Annotated in this window: 20 protein-coding genes; 15 read left to right on the forward strand and 5 right to left on the reverse strand. The window is 65.7% G+C overall.

Features of this window, described 5'->3' with window-relative positions; genetic code table 11:
- Positions 1-78 precede the first annotated feature (78 nt).
- Positions 79-2,832, reverse strand: a complete 2,754-nt coding sequence (locus WEA29_06910) for a DNA methyltransferase (GenBank protein ID MEX2323484.1) — start codon at positions 2,830-2,832, stop codon at positions 79-81.
- A 525-nt stretch (positions 2,833-3,357) separates the two neighbouring features.
- On the opposite strand from WEA29_06910, the gene WEA29_06915 reads away from it, so the two are divergent.
- The 3 genes from WEA29_06915 (at position 3,358) to WEA29_06925 (ending at position 6,226) form a co-directional block, all read left to right on the forward strand.
- On the forward strand, positions 3,358-3,948 hold the full coding sequence (locus tag WEA29_06915; protein MEX2323485.1) for a hypothetical protein: 591 nt from the start codon (positions 3,358-3,360) through the stop codon (positions 3,946-3,948).
- A gap of 56 nt (positions 3,949-4,004) precedes the next feature.
- Positions 4,005-4,649, forward strand: a complete 645-nt coding sequence (locus WEA29_06920) for a hypothetical protein (GenBank protein MEX2323486.1) — start codon at positions 4,005-4,007, stop codon at positions 4,647-4,649.
- Positions 4,650-5,140: 491 nt separating this feature from the next.
- Complete coding sequence (locus tag WEA29_06925) at positions 5,141-6,226, forward strand: HNH endonuclease (protein ID MEX2323487.1); 1,086 nt, start codon at positions 5,141-5,143, stop codon at positions 6,224-6,226.
- 73 nt (positions 6,227-6,299) lie between these two features.
- On the opposite strand, the gene WEA29_06930 is transcribed toward WEA29_06925, so the two are convergent.
- Entirely contained in the window at positions 6,300-6,503 is a 204-nt protein-coding gene (locus WEA29_06930) for a dodecin family protein (GenBank protein MEX2323488.1), read from the reverse strand.
- 132 nt (positions 6,504-6,635) lie between these two features.
- On the opposite strand from WEA29_06930, the gene WEA29_06935 reads away from it, so the two are divergent.
- Complete coding sequence (locus tag WEA29_06935) at positions 6,636-7,025, forward strand: cyclic nucleotide-binding domain-containing protein (protein MEX2323489.1); 390 nt, start codon at positions 6,636-6,638, stop codon at positions 7,023-7,025.
- Between the two features lie 37 nt (positions 7,026-7,062).
- Entirely contained in the window at positions 7,063-7,446 is a 384-nt protein-coding gene (locus tag WEA29_06940; GenBank protein ID MEX2323490.1) for a nuclear transport factor 2 family protein, read from the forward strand.
- Here WEA29_06940 and WEA29_06945 read toward each other — a convergent pair.
- Together WEA29_06945 and WEA29_06950 are read right to left on the reverse strand one after the other, a co-directional pair.
- Complete coding sequence (locus WEA29_06945) at positions 7,412-8,362, reverse strand: DMT family transporter (GenBank protein ID MEX2323491.1); 951 nt, start codon at positions 8,360-8,362, stop codon at positions 7,412-7,414. The two genes, WEA29_06940 and WEA29_06945, sit on opposite strands and share 35 nt — an antisense overlap.
- Positions 8,359-9,603: an MFS transporter gene (locus WEA29_06950; protein ID MEX2323492.1), complete on the reverse strand. Its 1,245-nt coding sequence runs from the start codon at positions 9,601-9,603 to the stop codon at positions 8,359-8,361. The genes WEA29_06945 and WEA29_06950 overlap by 4 nt, the downstream gene beginning before the upstream one ends.
- Positions 9,604-9,667: 64 nt before the next feature.
- Here WEA29_06950 and WEA29_06955 point away from each other — a divergent pair, with 64 nt between their 5' ends.
- Positions 9,668-9,961 carry a hypothetical protein gene (locus WEA29_06955; GenBank protein ID MEX2323493.1) on the forward strand — a complete coding sequence of 98 codons (294 nt, stop codon included), beginning with the start codon at positions 9,668-9,670 and terminating at the stop codon, positions 9,959-9,961.
- Positions 9,958-10,155: a hypothetical protein gene (locus tag WEA29_06960; GenBank protein MEX2323494.1), complete on the forward strand. Its 198-nt coding sequence runs from the start codon at positions 9,958-9,960 to the stop codon at positions 10,153-10,155. Before WEA29_06955 ends, WEA29_06960 begins: the two co-directional genes overlap by 4 nt.
- On the opposite strand, the gene WEA29_06965 is transcribed toward WEA29_06960, so the two are convergent.
- Entirely contained in the window at positions 10,140-10,352 is a 213-nt protein-coding gene (locus tag WEA29_06965) for a hypothetical protein (protein MEX2323495.1), read from the reverse strand. The two genes, WEA29_06960 and WEA29_06965, sit on opposite strands and share 16 nt — an antisense overlap.
- A 138-nt stretch (positions 10,353-10,490) precedes the next feature.
- Between WEA29_06965 and WEA29_06970 the strand changes: the two genes are divergently transcribed.
- From WEA29_06970 to pafA, 8 genes are all read left to right on the forward strand, one after another.
- Positions 10,491-11,324 (forward strand): tRNA (adenine-N1)-methyltransferase, encoded by an 834-nt coding sequence (locus WEA29_06970; protein MEX2323496.1) that lies wholly within the window; start codon positions 10,491-10,493, stop codon positions 11,322-11,324.
- A gap of 187 nt (positions 11,325-11,511) precedes the next feature.
- Positions 11,512-13,227, forward strand: a complete 1,716-nt coding sequence (gene arc, locus WEA29_06975; protein MEX2323497.1) for a proteasome ATPase — start codon at positions 11,512-11,514, stop codon at positions 13,225-13,227.
- Entirely contained in the window at positions 13,224-14,717 is a 1,494-nt protein-coding gene (gene dop / locus WEA29_06980; GenBank protein MEX2323498.1) for a depupylase/deamidase Dop, read from the forward strand. The genes arc and dop overlap by 4 nt, the downstream gene beginning before the upstream one ends.
- Entirely contained in the window at positions 14,710-14,904 is a 195-nt protein-coding gene (locus tag WEA29_06985) for a ubiquitin-like protein Pup (protein MEX2323499.1), read from the forward strand. The genes dop and WEA29_06985 overlap by 8 nt, the downstream gene beginning before the upstream one ends.
- Positions 14,901-15,689 (forward strand): proteasome subunit beta, encoded by a 789-nt coding sequence (prcB, locus tag WEA29_06990; protein MEX2323500.1) that lies wholly within the window; start codon positions 14,901-14,903, stop codon positions 15,687-15,689. Before WEA29_06985 ends, prcB begins: the two co-directional genes overlap by 4 nt.
- Positions 15,686-16,351, forward strand: coding sequence for a proteasome subunit alpha (gene prcA, locus WEA29_06995; protein ID MEX2323501.1), 666 nt, complete (start codon positions 15,686-15,688; stop codon positions 16,349-16,351). The genes prcB and prcA overlap by 4 nt, the downstream gene beginning before the upstream one ends.
- Positions 16,348-16,692, forward strand: coding sequence for a DUF2007 domain-containing protein (locus tag WEA29_07000; GenBank protein ID MEX2323502.1), 345 nt, complete (start codon positions 16,348-16,350; stop codon positions 16,690-16,692). The genes prcA and WEA29_07000 overlap by 4 nt, the downstream gene beginning before the upstream one ends.
- 24 nt (positions 16,693-16,716) lie before the next feature.
- Positions 16,717-18,072, forward strand: a complete 1,356-nt coding sequence (gene pafA, locus WEA29_07005; protein ID MEX2323503.1) for a Pup--protein ligase — start codon at positions 16,717-16,719, stop codon at positions 18,070-18,072.
- The last annotated feature ends 132 nt before the right edge of the window (positions 18,073-18,204 follow it).

The raw sequence follows: 18,204 nt of genomic DNA on the forward strand, positions 1-18,204 counted from the left end.
GACTTACAGTCGAGACTCAGATCCCACGGCCTAAGCCTCCATGCGTTGTCTGCTTGATCACCCGACGGCTCCCCACTCCTAAGTCCCCCCCACCATGTCGTTGTAGAGCCCCAGCAGATGACTCACTCGCTCGGCGTCACTCCCAAGTCGACGCCTGCCCACATATGACCGCTCTACCGCTCGATCCAATGCTGCGTGTGCCTGCACGAGGTCACGCGGCATTGCGAGGTGATCGTACATGGCGGCGAGCGAAGCATCTGGATACTGCCTCCTCCTAGCCACCACAGCCTCAGCAGCCTCCTCGATACCGCCATCGGGCGATCGCTCCGGCCATGGGAATGGGTTGTAGACAGTGCCAGGCGAGAGCTGCAGACGGCTCTCGAGCCGGCCCGACACCGTCCGGAGCCAAGCCATGAACATGCTCGACTGCATCACGCCGAACAGCCACGAGTCCGCGTCTGGGACGCACCAGGACGGCGCCCGGACGAGTGCTTTGGGGCCACAGATTGCCATCGGGACGATCGGACGGAGTTCGGAGCTCACGTAGGGAACAAGGAGAAACGAAGCGCCGACGTCGCGTGGCTCCGTGAAGAGGTGAGGCGTCGCCGCAGCCTCTCGAGTCGCGGCTCTGGAACTTGCCTGGCGATATTGCTTAACAGCCTCCACACGCTCGCGGATCAGTCGGGAACCGCGAAGCTCGCCCGGGGTCGCGCTCTCGAGCCACAGCGCCCATCGTTTGTGACCATGAAGGAGCTCCTTACCGCCCAGGTACGGCCGCAGGAAGCGCGCAGCCACAGGATCGCTCAGAGCCGCGCCAACGTTTGTCTCGTCGAACAATAGATGGCCGCCGTCATTGGCCATGCTGCCGTACTTGGCAGACGGTACGGAGTCCGTAAGGAGGGAACGTGATTGGGCAACGAGGACCGGTTCTCCATCTATCAGGTACGGACTTATCTGCTCAGCAGACAGTTCGACGGGATCTCCTCGGTAGTGCGCGTAGTCGAAGATCCGCCTCTCGGTGTCCACAACGCCCATCGAGAATCCGACAATGACAACGTGAACTGCCGCGCGACCGCTTGCCTCACTGGTCCATGCGAAGGGACGGTGAGCGAAGTCGATCTTCACCCCAGCTTCAAGAAGCCTGGGCCACAGCGCACCGACATTCTGGCCCTGGCTGATCGAATTCGTAGCCACGAACGCGCAGCGTGCGCTTGTGCCCGAGATATATGTCGCTGCCTTCGAAAGCCAGGCAGCGACATAATCCAGCACACCGTGACCCGGTGCGTTATCGAAGGCGATACGCATGTCCTCCTGCTGTTCCGCGGTCCGGTACTGCCGCCCCCCGAAAGGGGGATTACCAATCACGTACGACACGTCGGAAGGCGCGACCACCGACGCCCAGTCAAGGCGCAGTGCGTTCCCTATCTTTATTTGGGGTGAAGATGGGATCGGAAACCTCACGTAGTGCTGTCCGAACTCCGCGGACACGGCTCGGTTGGCCATATGGTCCATCAGGTAGAGGGCTGTTCGCGCGATTCGCGCCGGAAACTCCTCGATCTCGATCCCGTAGAACTGGTCGACGGCTACGCGACAGAGCAGGTCAAGGTCTGACGTCAGCTGACCACCGACCTCCCGGCGCCCTGATCGTCCGGCAGTCTGGAGCCGTCGCAGGGCCTCTGTCTCTAGTCGGCGAAGCTCCCGGTAGCTCACTACTAGGAAGTTGCCGCACCCGCAGGCTGGATCGAGGATCCTAAGAGAGGCGATGCGATCTAGGAATGCCTGAAGCTTCGGCCGACTGCGTGCCTGCTCAAGTTCCTGTTCAAAGTCGTCGAGGAACAGAGGTCGGATTGTCCTGAGAATGTTCTCCTCTGACGTGTAGTGCGCACCCAGTTGACGTCGCTCGGCAGCTGTCATCACGTTCTGGAACATCGAACCGAAGATGGCAGGGCTAATAGCGGCCCAGTTGAACCGACAGGCATCCAGGAGTGCGTTGCGGATCTCCTCGGTACAGGAGGGGATAGGTAGCCGAGTCTCGAAAATGTCCCCATTGATGTACGTGAACCCCGACAAGTCCTCGTCGAGGTTGGGAGATCGCTCTTCCTCAGGAGTGTCAAGCACTTGGAAGATCTCAGCAAGTCGAGAGCCCAGGTCACTGCCGTCGACTCGTGTCTGATGGACCACGAACGAGTGAAACAGCGCGCGCTCCCAGACCCCCGTGTCATCGGCGAATAGACAGAAGAGAACTCGCGTGAGCCACTCGCGGGTTGGAGCTTCTTCGTAGCCCGAGTCCGCCAGGGCATCGTGGATGTTGGCCATGAGCTGGGTCGCTGCGAGGTTGACGTCCTCGTCGTTTGCGAATGCCTCATTCGGGGCAGCGTGCCCCGCCATCCACCAGAACAGATGAACGTGATCAGCCAAGTCCCTGAGAGCGAATGACCCTTGGGTGCCATCCACGAGATTGCGCCACCGGAACTTCCGAAAGTCGCACACGACGAGGAGCCAAGGTGACTCGGACTGGTGCAGGGTGGGCAGATAGTCGATCACTTGGTCCATCGCCTGGTCGAGACTCTGACCTGCTGACTTGTGCTCGACGGCCATGTGGCCCGGGTATAGAAGGTCGATCCAGCCCACGTTTCCCGTGGAAGCGCGCTCGGCGAGTAGCTCGAACTTGCCAACGAGCCTCCGATCGATGCCGAAGATGGCGAAGAACTCGTTCCAGAACGTCTGCTTCTCGGCGCTCTCCTGGACCGCGTCCTGCCAGCGACTGGCGAAAGAGGTCGCGCGCTCGCGAACTGTGTGTTTCGCGATGTCAGCGGTCACCGCGTCTGGCATTGGTCTTCCCTAGGCAGAACGCTGAGCTCGCAGGGCGCAACTGTTATTACGCTCGTCACTGACGACACCGGCGAAGACTAAGTCCTCCGAGCATTCAGCCGCCACTCTGCAACATGGCGCAGCGGTCGCTCACGGATGGGAATTGACCACGGCCTAAGCCGCCACTCTGTTTCACAGCCCGAAGGTTCGCTTACCGCCCGCAACCCGACCACGGCTTGAGCCGCCACTCTGTTTGATCGCCCGAAGGCTCTCCGACACTCGTCTCAACTACACGCGGCCGGGATGCGACGACGACCCGCCCGTCTTGGTGGTAGGTGACATCTATCCCCATCTCGGCGTTTACCTTGGCCTTGTCGGTGGGGTCGGCGGCGGCCAGGGTTGCGGTGGTGTCTTGAGGCCGGCGCCGCTAGCTGCTCAGAGTACGCCAGAGATCGATAGCGTCCGCTCGTTACTGGCACATCCGTCCATTTTGAGTAGGCTGTTGGGCACAAGGTCGCCTGACGCCTGTTCGACGGCAGGAGGCGCGTGACGATCGGAGGTTCTCCCATGGGAGTTCGAAGCAACTGGAGACGCTTCGCCGCCCTTGCATTCGTGGGAGCCTTCTGGGCAGGTTCCATGGCGGGCGTCGCGACTGCATCGAACAGGTTCCCGACGAACAACAAGGCAGGTGCCAACTCAACTGTGACGTTCCGGCACCTCAACCTAGCTTCCACCTTTCATGATGCGGCTCACGACACTGATACGACGGATGTAGAGCCAACCGACGTATACACCCTGATTTACCACGATGGAACACGCGAGGTGACGATTAACGACTACGATTACAACAACCCGTACGGCTACGGGTGGTACGAATGCCATGACGAGTATCTGAGTGGCGGACTGCTCATTTGTCTGGACAGTCATGTACACATCGACACGTACCTGTATGGCAATACACAGAATCCTCCAGGCACGAGCTATAGCACAACCGAAGCCAGGTCGCTCATGTGCGAGGAGGTAGGCCATGCGATCGGCCTAGCTCATTCATCCGAAGCGAACTCGTGTATGTCCCAGGACTGGGGCGAAACCGACTGGACTGTTCATGATGACGGTGTTGTCAACTCCATCTACTGAAATCGGTACAGCAGCCGCCCTACTGACGTGTCTGTGCTGGAGAGGATCGACATCACATGCTGACTAAGAGACTGAATGCACGGGTGGTGCGACTCTCTGCCCTGTGGCTCGTCGGTTTTGCAGCTGTCGGTGTAGCAGGCTTTGCCCTAACCCTGTCAACGTTCACTAACAACAACAGGAGCACCATCCACGATCAAACGGCGGCTCCCGTGGTTGCACCACATGTGCGGCGCGTAGTTTTGTCTTCCCTCGACGAACTTGTGGCGGCTAGTGACCTCGTTGTTGTAGGCACCGTCGTCGGAGTGGAGCCGGGCCGGGTAGCGGGAGATCCGGCGGACGGAGAAGCCGGTCAGGTTCAATTTCACGATGCAGTAATCCGTGTTGATGACGTGCTTGCTGGATCAACAGCACGGGACAGCATCAGGGTGGAGGTATTCTTCCTTCCGAATTCCCCGCCTGGAAGCATGACAGACATTGCCAGCGCCTGGTGGCGGCGCGGCGCGAGTTCCGTCTTCTTCGTTCGGTGGGACGCGACTGCGCCAGGTCGGGAAGCCGTTCTTCCCAGTTATGACGGTGTCTACCACTTACCGAGTGGCGTCGACGGTCCGGCTCGATCGGCCGGGACCGCACCGATCGCAGGCCTTGAGGGACGAACAGTCGAGGAAATACGGGCTGCGATCAGAGCCCTGGCCAGTGACTGATAGAGTGCCTCGATCCTCGACTTGGTAGAAAACCGCCTTCTGCCTCCACAGTGCCCTGTGGGTCGAGGATCTGCTGGTTCTTCGATATCACACAGATACGTCACGGATTGGGGCTTAACGTCGACAAGCGAGAAGTGCGCCGCTTGGCGCCTGGCAGCAGGCTCGGCGTACCAGATGACCCGGGGCTGTCGTGAGCTGGGCATCGGTGGTCACGAGGGCGGTGTGAAGAGTCTCGCTACGGCTGATGAAGACGGTGTTTTCGACGGTGAGGGTGCCGCGCAGTTCCGGATGCGGTCTGCCAGCGGGTTAGGTGGATACCGGGTGATAGCGAAGGCGACCTCCAGGAGAGGCAGTGACGCGCTCACCGATGAATCGACCTGGTTGCGAACGACGTCACCAGTGCCGGCGCTGGTGTAGTCCCCGGCCCCCGACGCTTCTCCGACACGCGAACTAATCCCGAATCTGTCACACCCGGGCCGTACGGTGTCTGCATGTTGGATACCGCGCTCGTGTCACGAGCCGACCTCCTCGCCGAGATCCACGGATGCGAGCGGGATGTCGCCGCGGCGCGGGCTCGTCAGGTAGTGGTGCTGCGGGAGCTCATGCGTCGTGGTCAGGAGCCCGGCGCCGCCGAGCTGGCCGCTCTGCTCGATGCCTCGGCCCGCACGGCCCGTGATCTGCTGGAGACGGCGCGCCGGACGCCCGAACGCTCGGTGTCGATGGAGCGGCTGTCCGCAGGCGACTCGTCGTTCGATCGCGCTGCTGCCGTCGCCTTCCTCATCGGGGCGGGGGCCGACGATGAAACCGTGGCCACAGCCGAATACCGCGACATCGCGGGCGTCGAGCGGCTGCGCGCCCTACAGCGCAAGATCACCCGCCGCAGCGAGCTGGAGGCTCACCAGCAGCGTTCGGTGCGCTGCTGGCCGTCGCTGGACTCGGCGGTCGGCTTCATTCACGCCGAGCTGACCGGCACCGACTGGCAGCTCGTGACCGGAGCACTCGACAGCCGCGGCGACCGACTTCCTCGCGACGAGGTGGCCACCGCGGAGCAGCGCCGCGCCGATGCGCTCGTCGCGCTGGCCCACGACTGGCTCGACGGCCGCCACTGCCCGACCGAGGAGTCCTCGTCGACAGCGATCGTCACCGTTCTCGTCGACCCCGAGCTCGCCTCGGCCACCAACGGCGAGGCCGGTGTGACGATCCCCGCCGGTCCCAGGGTCGGGCCATCCACCCTCGACGAGATCATGTGCGGTGGGGCGGTCGAGGTGGTCCTATCAGCCGACTCTGGCGTTCCGCTCGCGGTCGGCCCGACGACTCGGGTGGTGCCGCCGAAGGTGCGGAGATTCGTTCTCGCTCGTGACGGCGGATGCGTCGTCGAAGGATGCACCAGCCGTTATCGCCTCGAAGTGCACCACGTGATTCCCCGATCCCAAGGCGGCATCCATGACGCCGACAACCTCGTCACCCTGTGCTGGTATCACCACCACGTCGCCGTGCACGGCCGGGGTGAGCAGCTCGACCGTCAGAGTCCACCCGCTAGGCGGCGCCTCATCCCCGCCCGGGATCGCGACCCCTGACGAGGGGCGCCGTGGTCGCCTCGGACCACACCCTCTCTTCCGCTGGCTCGGTCTGCGACCCGCAGACGCGTCCTCACTCGTCCAGGACGAAGGTGACCAGCATGTTGACCTGGTACTCGGTGGCCTTGCCGTCGGTGACCTTGACCTGCTGCTCCTTGATCCAGGCTGCCTTGACGTTGCGCAGGGTCTGGTTGGCTCGCTTGATGCCTGTCTTTACGGCGTCTTCGAAGCTCTTCGGCGAGGTGGCGCTGATCTCGGTTACTCGGGCTACGGACATGTTCCGCCTCCAGGGTGGATGGACCCCCTCACGGTAGGTGGTGTCCGCGCCCTCTGGTGAATCGAGGCAGCGCGGCACACCCCGACGGCAGCCGGTAGCCTCTCGCCACCGCCGAACGAGTGGAGGAGTGCCGTGGACGCCGACGCCTTGAAGGACGTGCCGATCTTCGCCGACCTGTCCCGTAGGGCCCGACGACTCGCCGCCGAGCACTGTGACCTGATCGAAGTCGACGCAGGGGAGACCCTCATCGAACAGGGCGACCTCGCCCACGAGTTCTACATCATCATCGACGGCCAGGTCGACGTTCTCGTCGCCGGCGTGAAGGCGGCGACGCTCGGCGCTGGCGACGTGATGGGCGAGATCGGTGTGCTCGACACCCACAAGCGCACCGCCACCGTGGTCACCACGACCCCGACTCGTCTGATCATGATGGACGGGCGGGCGCTCCGGGCGATCGCCGACACGGATAAGGACGTGGCCGACGAGATCCGCGCCATCATCAACGCCCGCACCGCCGACTGAACCAGCACGCCAGGCTCGCGACGCGTAGCCTTGGGGCATGGTCGAGCGGACCGCTGCCGAGCGCTGGGTGGAGGCGTACGTCCACGCCTGGCTGACTTACGACCCAACGGCGATCGGGGCGCTCTTCAGCGATGACGCCGAATACCGCTTCCATCCCGACGGCAACCCGGTGGTGGGTCGTGACGCCATCGTCCAATCGTGGCTCGACGAACGCGACGATCCCGGCACCTATCACGCCGACTACGGCGTGTTCGCTCTCGAAGGGGACCGCGCCGCCATCACCGGGACCACCACCTACTTCGCCAACGACACCCACGAGTCGATCGTCAACGTCTACGACAACTGCTTCCTCGTCGAATTCGATGACGAAGGCACCTGTTGTCGGTTCACTGAGTGGTTCGTGGAGCGGTCGGAGGGTTGACCTCACCCCGGGCGCGCTCTGCCCGGCTGGTCGACCAGGCTCCGAGCAGCACCAATCCGCCGCCGAAGAGGGTCAACACGGTGATCCGCTCGTCGCGCAAGGCGGCTCCGAGGATCACCGACACCACCGGCACGATGTAGATGGTCACCGACGCTCGAGTGGCGCCGGTTCGGCGAGCCAGTTCCCCCATGAAGACCAGGGCGAACCCGGAACTGAGGACTCCTAGGAAGGCGATGGCGGCGAAGCCGCCCCAGGTGGCCGTGGAGTACTGAACGCCCCACAGCCCGATGGGGATGAGGGCGATCAGGGCAGCCGCTTGAGCGCGCACGATCACCGCCAGAGACCCATACTTCTGCACTAGCGGCACGGTGAGGTTGACCGCCAGCCCGTAGCACATGGCCGCCAGGACGAGCAGAACCACCCCGAAAAGACTCTGACCCCCGACGCGGACCGACTGGACGGTGATCACGGTCACCCCAATGAATCCTACGACCAGCCCCGCGGCCTGCAAGGGCCCGGGTCGGCGGCGCAGCAGGATGGCGGCGATCGTGCCCGCCCAGATCGGCATCGAGCCGTTGATCAGCCCGGCGATGGACGAGTCCACCCACTGCTGGGCGATGGGGAACAGCAGGAACGGAATGGCGATCCACACCAGGCCGATGAGCGCCAGCCCCGGATAGTCCTCCCGGTCCACCGGCCGACGAGCCCGCGGGATCAGCGATATGGCCAGCGCACCCAGGGCCACGCGCCCGAGGGTGATCACCGTCGGGTGCAGGGTCTCCAGGCCGACGGCGATCAGCACGAACGACGATCCCCACATCATTGCGGTGGCGAGCATCAGGCTCCACTCGACGGGTCCGAACGCAGCCGCCGAGGTGCCATCGGCCGTGGAGAGGAGGCGCCGGCGCTCGGTCACCTGGTGCTCGCGCCCAGCTCGTAGGCGGCAGTGTCGGCGCGCACCCGCCACAGCGGTCCGAAGATGAGCAGGGCGGCTGCGACGGCGATCACGGCACCACCACCCACGAAGAGCGGGCGCAAGCCGATGGCTTCACCGAGTACGCCACCGAGCGCTGCACCGATCGGAATCCCGGCGAAGGAGATGGTCCGCGAAGCCGCCACCACCCGACCGAGGCGATCCGGAGGCGCCAGGCGCTGACGAAGGGTGACGAAGGCGACCTGATTGATCGACACCCCGGCCATGGCGAGTCCGAACGGGAGCACGGTCAACGGGCCTTCGGAGACCCCGGCGCCCATGGCGCCGAAGCCAAACAACACGCCGCCGGCCACCACTGACCGGCCCAGACCGATGGCCGCCACCAACCTGGGTGCTAGCGACACCCCCACGGCCCCGATGGCGGCGAACCCGGCAAAGAGCATGCCCAGTGATAGGTCGGTGACCACGCCGAGTTCCTCCTGGGCGTACAGCACCATCACCGCAGCCAGCGGGGCGAAGGCAAGGTTGATGGCGAAGGCGGACAGGGTTGCCCAGCGCAGCGGCGCCGACTGCCATAGCGTGACGATCCCGTGGCGGAGTGCCGACCACACCGCCTCGCGGCGGGCGACCGGACGGGGTCGTATCTCCCGGAGCATGAGGATCCCTCCGACCGAGACCAGGTAGGTGACCGCCTGGAAGGCGAAGGCGGTGGCAATCCCCCCACCCCAAGCGAGGACGGCCCCACCGACCACGAAACCCAGGGTCTGGGCCAGGTTGCGCCCCACCTGAAGCCGGCTGTTGGCGACCACCAGCAGTTCGTCGGTGAGCACGGTGGGAACGTACGACTCGAGTCCGGTGTCGAACACCGTGGCCATCGAGCCCACCAGGAAGGCCACGGTGAAGGCCATCCACACGGTGCCTATCCCGGCGGCGACGGCGAGTGCCAGTAGCCCGAAAGCGACGGCGCGCAGCAGGTCGGCGATGACCAGGGCGCGGCGGACCCGCACCCGATCGACCAGCACCCCGGCGATGAACCCGAATAGCAGCACCGCCGCCGTCTCGAACATCGCCAGCAACCCCAACTGCGTTGCCGATCCGGTGAGGTCGCGGACGAAGACGGGCAGGGCGAAGAAGAGAGCCAGGTAATCCCCGAACTGAGAAACGGACTGTCCGACGACGAGCGGCCATGTGTTGCGGCGGGCCACCGCGGTCGGGTCGGACATCGGCCGCAGCGTACCAAGCTCAGGCAGGCCGGGGGAGTCGCGGTTTCCGGGTACGCTTGAGTTCATGGCAGAGACACGCGACATCCCGGAGATGGTTGGCGAGTTCTTCGACCTCGCCAAGCGGTACCTCCGCGAGCAGACCCTGGGTCCGGCCAAGCGTCTCGGTCGCCTCGCCGCCTTCAGCCTCCTCGCCTCGATCATGTTCGTCCTCGCCATCCTGTTCCTGTCGGTGGCGGCGATGCGCGTGATCGTCGGAGCCATGCCCGATGGTGCCATCTGGAGCGGGCTCGGCTACATCGCTTCGGCGATCGCCCTTCTCGTCCTGACCGCCATCATCATGTGGAGGGCAGCCCGATGAGCGTCAGCCGCGGTGACCTGGAGGCGAAGCTGGAGGAGATCCGGGGTGCGGTCGAGGAGACCGCCGAAGGCGCCCGGAACGCCGGGATCCTCATCGCCATGGGCGTGGTGGCGTTGGTCCTGATCGCTTTCCTCAACGGCCGGCGCCGCGGCCGCAAGGGAGTGGCGCGAGTCGAGGTCTACCGCCTGCGCTGACGGCCCTTGGGTGGCACTGCCACCACGATGCGGCCACCCGGACGGAGCCGCTGGGAGTGCACCATCTGGCGCTTGGACTCGTCGAGCCATCTGGCGAACGCGATGGCGAGCAGAGCCGCACCCAGGAAAGTGCGCAGATGGTCGCCTCGCCTGATCCCTTTGGCGAGCAACTTCCACCCGGTGGGGACGATGAACATGAGCCGATGCTACCCCCGGTTGGCGTCGCTCTAGAGTCGGGGCATGTTCCGAAACCGCGAACGCATGGTGAGAGTCCTCGGAATCCTCCTCGCCGCCGCGCTGGCGATCACGCTGGTGCTGCCCTTCCTCGGTAGGACGTGACCGACCGCTTCGCCGACGGGGACCTCTGCCTCCTCATCGATGCGAAGGGTCGCAAGCACCTCGTCGACCTCCAACCCGGCCGCACCTTCCAGTTCCACGCCGGGGTGATCCGACACGAGGACATCATCGGTGCCGAGGCTGGTGTGGTGGTGCGCACCGGCACCGGCGCCAAGGTGGCGGCGCTGCGCCCCCGCCTGGCCGACTACGTGCTGACCATGCGTCGCGGCGCCCAGGTGGTGTATCCGAAGGACCTGGGGCCGATGATCCACTGGGGCGACGCCCGGCCCGGACACCTGGTCGTCGAGGCCGGGACCGGCTCGGGTGCCCTCACCATGGCCCTCCTCGCCGCCGTGGGGCCGACCGGACGGGTGGTCTCGGTGGATCGGCGTGAGGATCACCAGGAGCACGCCCGGGGGGTCATGGAGCGGCTGCTGGGGGAGTTGCCCGCCAACCTGGAGCTGGTGGTGGGCGACGTGGCCGAGGTCGTGGCCGATCATCGGCCCGATCGGGTGTTCCTCGACCTGCCCGAGCCCTGGCACGTGGTGCCCCCGGCAGCCGAGGCGCTCACGCCCGGCGGGGTCCTGTGTGCCTATCTCCCCACCATCCCGCAGGTCATGCACCTGCACGACGCGCTGCGCCGCGCCCGGCGCTACGCCGCGGTCGAGACCTTCGAGACGCTCCATCGGGAGTGGCAGTTCGAAGGCCGATCCGTACGCCCCCGCAGCCAGATGGTCGGTCACACCGGGTTCATCACCGTGGCCCGGTCCGTCGTCGGAGAGGCACTCGACGAGGACGAGTACGACGCGGCGGAGGACGATCAGGATGCGTGAAGCGCTGACCGACTTTCCACCGGTCGGTCGTCGGGGGTGAGCGAATAGGTCGCTGGCTTCATCAGGTTCCGGCTTGTGGCAAGCCGGAACCTGATCCCGGGGCGAGCCTATTCGCTCACCCCCGTATACTCGGACCCGGACCGGGTGCGCCCGGTCCACGGTCGTCAGACGACCGGAGAGGATCGAGATGAGCGACCAGCAGATCGACGAGCTGCGGACAACCATCCGGATGCTCGAGGACGAGATCGCCATTCTCAGGCGGCGACTCCAGGATGCTCCGCGCCGCGTTCGCATCCTCGAAGAGCGACTCCTCGAGGCGAAGGGCCGCCTCAACCAGTCGCTCGGCCAGAACGAGAAGCTCTCGGTGGCGCTCGAAGAGACCCGGGAGCAGCTGGCCATCCTGCGCGACGAGGTCGAAAAGCTCACCGCACCGCCCAACCCGTTCGGAGTGGTCCACGGCGTCAACTCCGACGGCACCATCGACGTCCTTACCAGCGGCCGCAAGCTCCGGGTGACCGTCGAGCCGACCATCGAGATCAAGGAGCTCGAGATCGGTCAGGAGGTCGTCCTCAACGAGGCGATGAACGTCATCGACATCCGGGCCTTCGAGCCGACCGGCGACGTGATGAGCGTCAAGGAGATCCTCGACGAGCGCCGCGTCATCGTCCTCGGCCGCGGTGACGAGGAGCGGGTCGTCGAGCTCGCCGGACCGATGCGCGGCGCCTTCCTGCGGGTCGGCGACCACGTTCGGGTGGACATGCGCACCGGTCTCATCCACGAACGGCTGATCCGACCCGAGGTCGAGGAGTTGGTGCTCGAGGAGGTCCCCGACGTGTCCTACGAGGACATCGGCGGGCTCGAAGAGCAGATCACCGCCATTCGGGACGCGGTCGAGTTGCCGTACCTCCACAAGGACCTGTTCGACGAGTACGCCCTCAGCGCCCCGAAGGGGATCCTCCTCTACGGGCCGCCCGGATGCGGCAAGACGCTCATCGCCAAGGCGGTGGCGAACTCCCTGGCGACAGCGGTGGCCAGCAAGACGGGGCGCGGGGATGCTCGATCGTACTTCCTCAACGTCAAGGGCCCCGAGCTGCTCAACAAGTACGTGGGTGAGACGGAGCGTCAGATCCGGCTCATCTTCGTCCGGGCCAAGGAGAAGTCCGATGAGGGAGTCCCGGTGATCGTCTTCTTCGACGAAATGGACTCGCTGTTCCGTACCCGGGGCACCGGCATCTCGTCGGATGTCGAGTCGACGATCGTCCCCCAGTTGCTCTCCGAGCTCGACGGCGTCGAGGCCCTCAAGAACGTGATCGTGATCGGCGCCTCCAACCGTGAGGACCTGATCGATCCGGCGATCCTGCGGCCTGGTCGGCTCGACGTGAAGATCAAGATCGAGCGGCCCACCATCGAGGCCGCCCGCGCCATCTTCGGCGTCTACATCGACGCTGCCGTGCCCCTCGATGCCGTCGAGCTTGCCGGGTCGGACGGCGATGTCCCTGGTCATCTGGATCATCTCATCGACAAGGTGGTCGCCGACATGTACTCGACGGCGGACCACAACCGCTTCCTCGAGGTGACCTACGCCGGTGGCGACAAGGAGATCCTGTACTTCAAGGACTTCGTGTCCGGGGCCATGATCGAGAACGTGGTGCGGCGTGCCAAGAAGGAGGCGATCAAGCGGGAAATCGCCGAGGGCGTGCGTGGCGTCCGTCTCGCCGACCTGCTCGCAGCCATCAAGCAGGAGTTCCGCGAGCACGAGGACTTGCCCAACACCACCAACCCGGACGACTGGGCCCGGATCTCGGGCAAGAAGGGCGAGCGGATCGTCTACGTCCGCACGCTCATGGGCGGAGACGGCGAAGGTCGCAGCATCGAGGCCATCACCACCGGCCAGTACCTGTGAGCGCAGACCCGGGACCTCGTGTCCTCGGTACCGAAACCGAGTTCGGCATCACGGTGCGCAACCAGGTCGACTTCAACCCGGTGCTCGCCTCCAGTCTGGTGATCAACTCGTACTCGGGCTCGGCATCACGCATCCAGTGGTCGTTCGAGGAGGAGACACCGGGCCGCGACGCCCGCGGCTTCGGATACGAACCGCCTCCGACGGCGGACTTCGACGCCGGTCTGGTCAACGTGGTGCTCACCAACGGCGCCCGCTTCTACGTGGACCATGCCCACCCCGAGTACGCCACGCCCGAGTGCGTCGACGCCCGCGAGGCCGCCCTCCACGACAAGGCCGGAGAGGTGGTGCTGGCGCGTGCCGCCGCTGCCGCCACCGAGTCACTCCCCGAGGGGCGGCGCCTGCTCATCCACAAGAACAACAGCGACGGCAAGGGCAACTCGTACGGGGCCCATGAGAACTACCTGGTGCCCCGGTCGGTGCCATTCGCCGATCTGGTGCACCACATGACGCCGTTTCTGGTGTCGCGTCAGATATTCACCGGGGCGGGGAAGGTGGGGGCGGAGAACGGCAGACCCGCCGTCGAGTTCCAGCTGTCCCAGCGAGCCGACTTCTTCGAGGAGGAGATCGGCCTCGAGACCACCCTGAAGCGACCCATCGTCAACACCCGCGACGAGCCGCACGCCGATCCGGCGAAGTATCGGAGACTCCACGTCATCATCGGAGATGCCACCCTGAGCGAAGTGCAGACGTTCCTCAAGCTGGGGAGCGCCTCACTGGTCCTCGCCGCCATCGAGGCGGGCGCTCTGGGCGATCCCATCGTCCTGCGCCGGCCCGTCGATGCGGTCTGGCAGGTCAGCCACGATCCGACCCTGCGCACGACGATCGAACTCGACGACGGCTCCTCCGCCACGGCCCTCGACATCCAGTGGTTGTTCTTCGAGCGGGTGTCGAAGCACGTGGAGTCCGCCGGGGGTACCGACGTCGACCGTGAGGTCCTCCGGGTGTGGGAGGAAATCCTCACCGACCTGGAGGCGGACCCGTCCCGCACCCGCGACCGCCTCGACTGGGCGGCGAAGCGCTACCTGCTCGAAGGGTTCCGCCAGCGCGACGCCCTCGGCTGGGGAGACCCGAAGATGCGCCTCCTCGACCTCCAGTACCACGACGTCGACCCGGCGAGAGGCCTATACCACCGGCTCGCCGGATCCGGGAGGATGCAGCGCCTGTTCACGCCCCGGGAGATCGAGACGGCGGTGACCAACCCGCCACCCGGCACGAGAGCCTACTTTCGGGGCTCGTGTGTGGCCAAGTATGGCCACGCCATCGTCGCCGCCAACTGGGATTCTCTGCTCTTCGATATCGGGGGAGCCAGTCTCAAGCGGGTGCCTATGATGGAGCCCCTGAAGGGCCGGCGCGACCTCGTCGCCGGCCTCATCGATCGGTCCGACACCCCGGCCGACCTCATCGAAGCACTCGGAGGCGACCATGGCTGAGCAGGAACGCAAGCGGGTCCGTCGAGACGACGACACGCAGGCGGACGAGCAGACCGACGAACTCGTCGGCGCGTCCACCGAGGACCTCACCGACCGCATCGACGACCTGCTCGACGAGATCGACAGCGTCCTCGAGGAGAACGCCGAGGAGTTCGTCAAGAACTACGTCCAGAAGGGCGGCCAGTGATCGAAGGCGATGGTCTGCCCCTCGCCAGGGTGACACCGGCCGAGAGCTTCACGGCGGTGCTCCAGGCGAACGGCCTCACCCCGCGATGGGATGGCACCGCCGGCACCAGCGTCCTGCAGGCGCCGGACGGCACCACCGTGCTCGCATTCCGGCTCGCCGACAGCGTCATCATGGCCGGTGACCGCCGCGCCACATCGGGGTACCTCATCGCCCATCGGCGCATGCAGAAGGTTTATCCGGCGGACGACTATTCGGCGGTCGCCATATCCGGAACCGCAGGCATCGCCCTCGAGCTCGTTCGCCTCTTCCAGACCGAGCTGGAGCACTACGAGAAGATCGAGGGCCATCGGCTCAGCGTGGCCGGCAAGGCCAACCACCTGGCAACGATGATCCGCAAGCAGCTCCCCCTCGCCTTCCAGGGGCTCGGCGTGATTCCCCTGTTCTGTGGCGTCGAGGAAGCGACCGGGGCCAGCCACCTCTATTCGTTCGACATCGTCGGCGGCTCGTACGAGGAGATCGACTACGCCGCCACCGGGTCGGGGGGTCGCGACGCCCGGCTGTACCTTCGGACCGCCTACCGCCCCGACATGGACACCGACGAGGCGATCGACCTGGCCGTGGCTGCGCTCGTCGCCGCCGCCGAGGAGGACACCGCCACCGGCGGGCCGGACCTGATGCGAGAGATCTACCCCAACGTCGCCGTCGTCGACGCGGCGGGTTACCGGGAGATCGAGGATACGAGGTTGGCCGAAGCCGCTCGCCGTGCCCTGGGAGACGGCTCATGAGCCTCCCCTTCTACGTCCCCCCGGAGCAGCTGATGAAGGACCGGGCCGAGTTCGCCCGGAAGGGCATCGCCCGTGGCAAGTCGATGGTGGCGATCAGCTACGACGGCGGAGTCCTTCTCCTCGGGGAGAACCCGAGCCGGACGCTCCAAAAGATCTCCGAGGTGTACGACCGGATCGCCTTTGCCGCCGTCGGCAAGCAGAACGAGTTCGAACAACTCCGGGTAGGCGGCATCCGACGCGCCGACATCACCGGCTATGCCTATTCGCGGGCCGACGTGACCGCGCGCAGCCTCGCCACCGCCTACGCCCAGACGCTCGGCCACATCTTCACCCAGGAGGTCAAGCCCTATGAGGTGGAGCTGATGGTGGTCGAGGTGGGTCAGGAGCAGGGGAGCGACACCCTCTTTCGGATCACCTATGACGGCACGCTCTACGACGACCGCGAGTTCTCCGCCATCGGCGGATCGGCTGAGGCGCTTACCGCGCACATCGGCAAGGCGTTCGCTCCCGGCATGACGCTCGACGACGCCATCGCCCTCGCCAAGGAAGCCTGCCTGGCAGTCGCCCACGACAACGGGGCGTCGGGATGGGAAGCGGCGATCCTCGATCGCGCAGCCCGCCGCCGGGCGTTCCGGCGACTGGGCTCTGCGGAACTCGAGTGACCGCCGCCGACCCTTCCGACGCCCCCTTCGTCAAGGCGGGGACGCTCGGCGACCCAACCACGGCTCGCCTCACGGTGGCCCTGTTGGAGTCGGAGGGCATCCCCTGCATCGCCCGGGGACAGCTCTCGGGGGAGTTTCCGGTGACGGTGGGCCGCCTCGCCGAGACCGAACTCTGGGTACGCAGCAGCGACCTGGAGGACGCCCGGCGGATCATCGCCGACGCCGACGAGCGCGGCGCCGATGGGAGTGCGCCCACCCCTAGTGCTTCCCCCGTCGTGGCGATCGCCGTGGGCGTCTGCCTGGCATTGGCGGTCGTGCTCGCCGCGCTGCGTCTCTTTTGACCCCGCGGGGGTACCCTCCCAACGGTGGAACGCCGCATCTTCGGGATGGAGAACGAATACGGGGTGACCTGCACCCTGCGCGGCCAGCGCCGGCTTTCGCCCGACGAGGTGGCCCGCTACCTGTTCCGCCGAGTCGTCTCGTGGGGCCGTTCGTCGAATGTCTTCCTGGAGAACGGGGCGCGGCTCTACCTCGACGTCGGGAGCCACCCCGAGTACGCCACGCCCGAGTGTGACAGCCTCTACGACCTCATAGCCCACGACAAGGCGGGGGAGCGCGTCCTCGAGGGCCTCGTCCACTCCGCCCAGGATCGTCTCGACGAGGAGGGGATCCGCGGCGACATCTTCCTCTTCAAGAACAACACCGACTCGGCGGGCAATTCGTACGGCTGTCACGAGAACTACCTGGTGAGTCGCCAGGCGGACTTTCAGTCGATGATCGACACGCTGATCCCATTCTTCGTCACCCGCCAGATCTTCGCCGGGGCGGGGAAGTTGCTCCAGACGGCGCGCGGCACCGTGTATTCGATGGCGCAGCGGGCCGAGCACATCTGGGAGGGGGTCTCCTCGGCGACCACCCGGTCGCGTCCGATCATCAACACCCGCGACGAGCCCCACGCCGACGCCGAGAAGTACCGGCGTCTCCATGTCATCGCCGGTGACTCCAACATGTCGGAGTACGTCTCGTACGTAAAGACCGGCGTCACCGTTGCCATCCTGCAGATGCTCGAGGCTCAGGTGGTGTTTCGGGACCTGAGTCTGGAGAACCCGATCCGGGCGATCCGGGAGATCAGCCACGACATCACCTGCCGACGGCCCGTGCGGTTGGCCAACGGGCGGGAACTGAGCGCTCTCGACATCCAGTGGGAGTACCTCGAGAGGGTGATGCGGTACGCCCGCAGCCCGGGCTTCCCTCCGCAGGTTCAGCAGGCCCTCAGCATGTGGGAATACCTGCTCACCGGGCTCGAGAAGGATCCGCTGAGCCTTAAGCGGGAGTGCGACTGGGTAGCCAAGTACCACCTGATCGAGGAGTACGCCACCCGGCGCCAGCTGCCCAGGACCGACCCCCGGCTCGCGCTCATCGACCTGTCGTACCACGACGTCGATCAGACCCGGGGCCTCTACTACCTGCTCGAGCGAAAGGGTCTGATGGACCGGGTCGTCACCGACGCCGACGTCGACACGGCGCTGGTCCAGCCGCCCCAGACCACTCGGGCCCGGCTGCGCGGCGACTTCATCCGTGCCGCCAAGGCGAAGAATCGTGACTTCACCGTGGACTGGGTCCACCTCAAGCTCAACGACCAGGCCCAGCGCACCGTGCTGTGCAAGGACCCCTTCAAGGCCGTGGACGAGCGTGTCGAGAAGTTGATCGCGAGTCTCTAAAGGGGCTGTCGGCTCAGCCGCCGGCCGACTCCCTCTCCCCCCGAAGGGGGGAGTACCTGGCGGCGGAGCCGTCAGGTGAGGGGGGAGGGTGCACACTACGTGGGCCTCGCGACGCGTCTGGCCTCGCCCTCC

It is taken from the genome of Acidimicrobiia bacterium, assembly GCA_040902765.1.
In the GTDB taxonomy this organism is placed as follows: domain Bacteria; phylum Actinomycetota; class Acidimicrobiia; order Spongiisociales; family UBA11373; genus DATKBG01.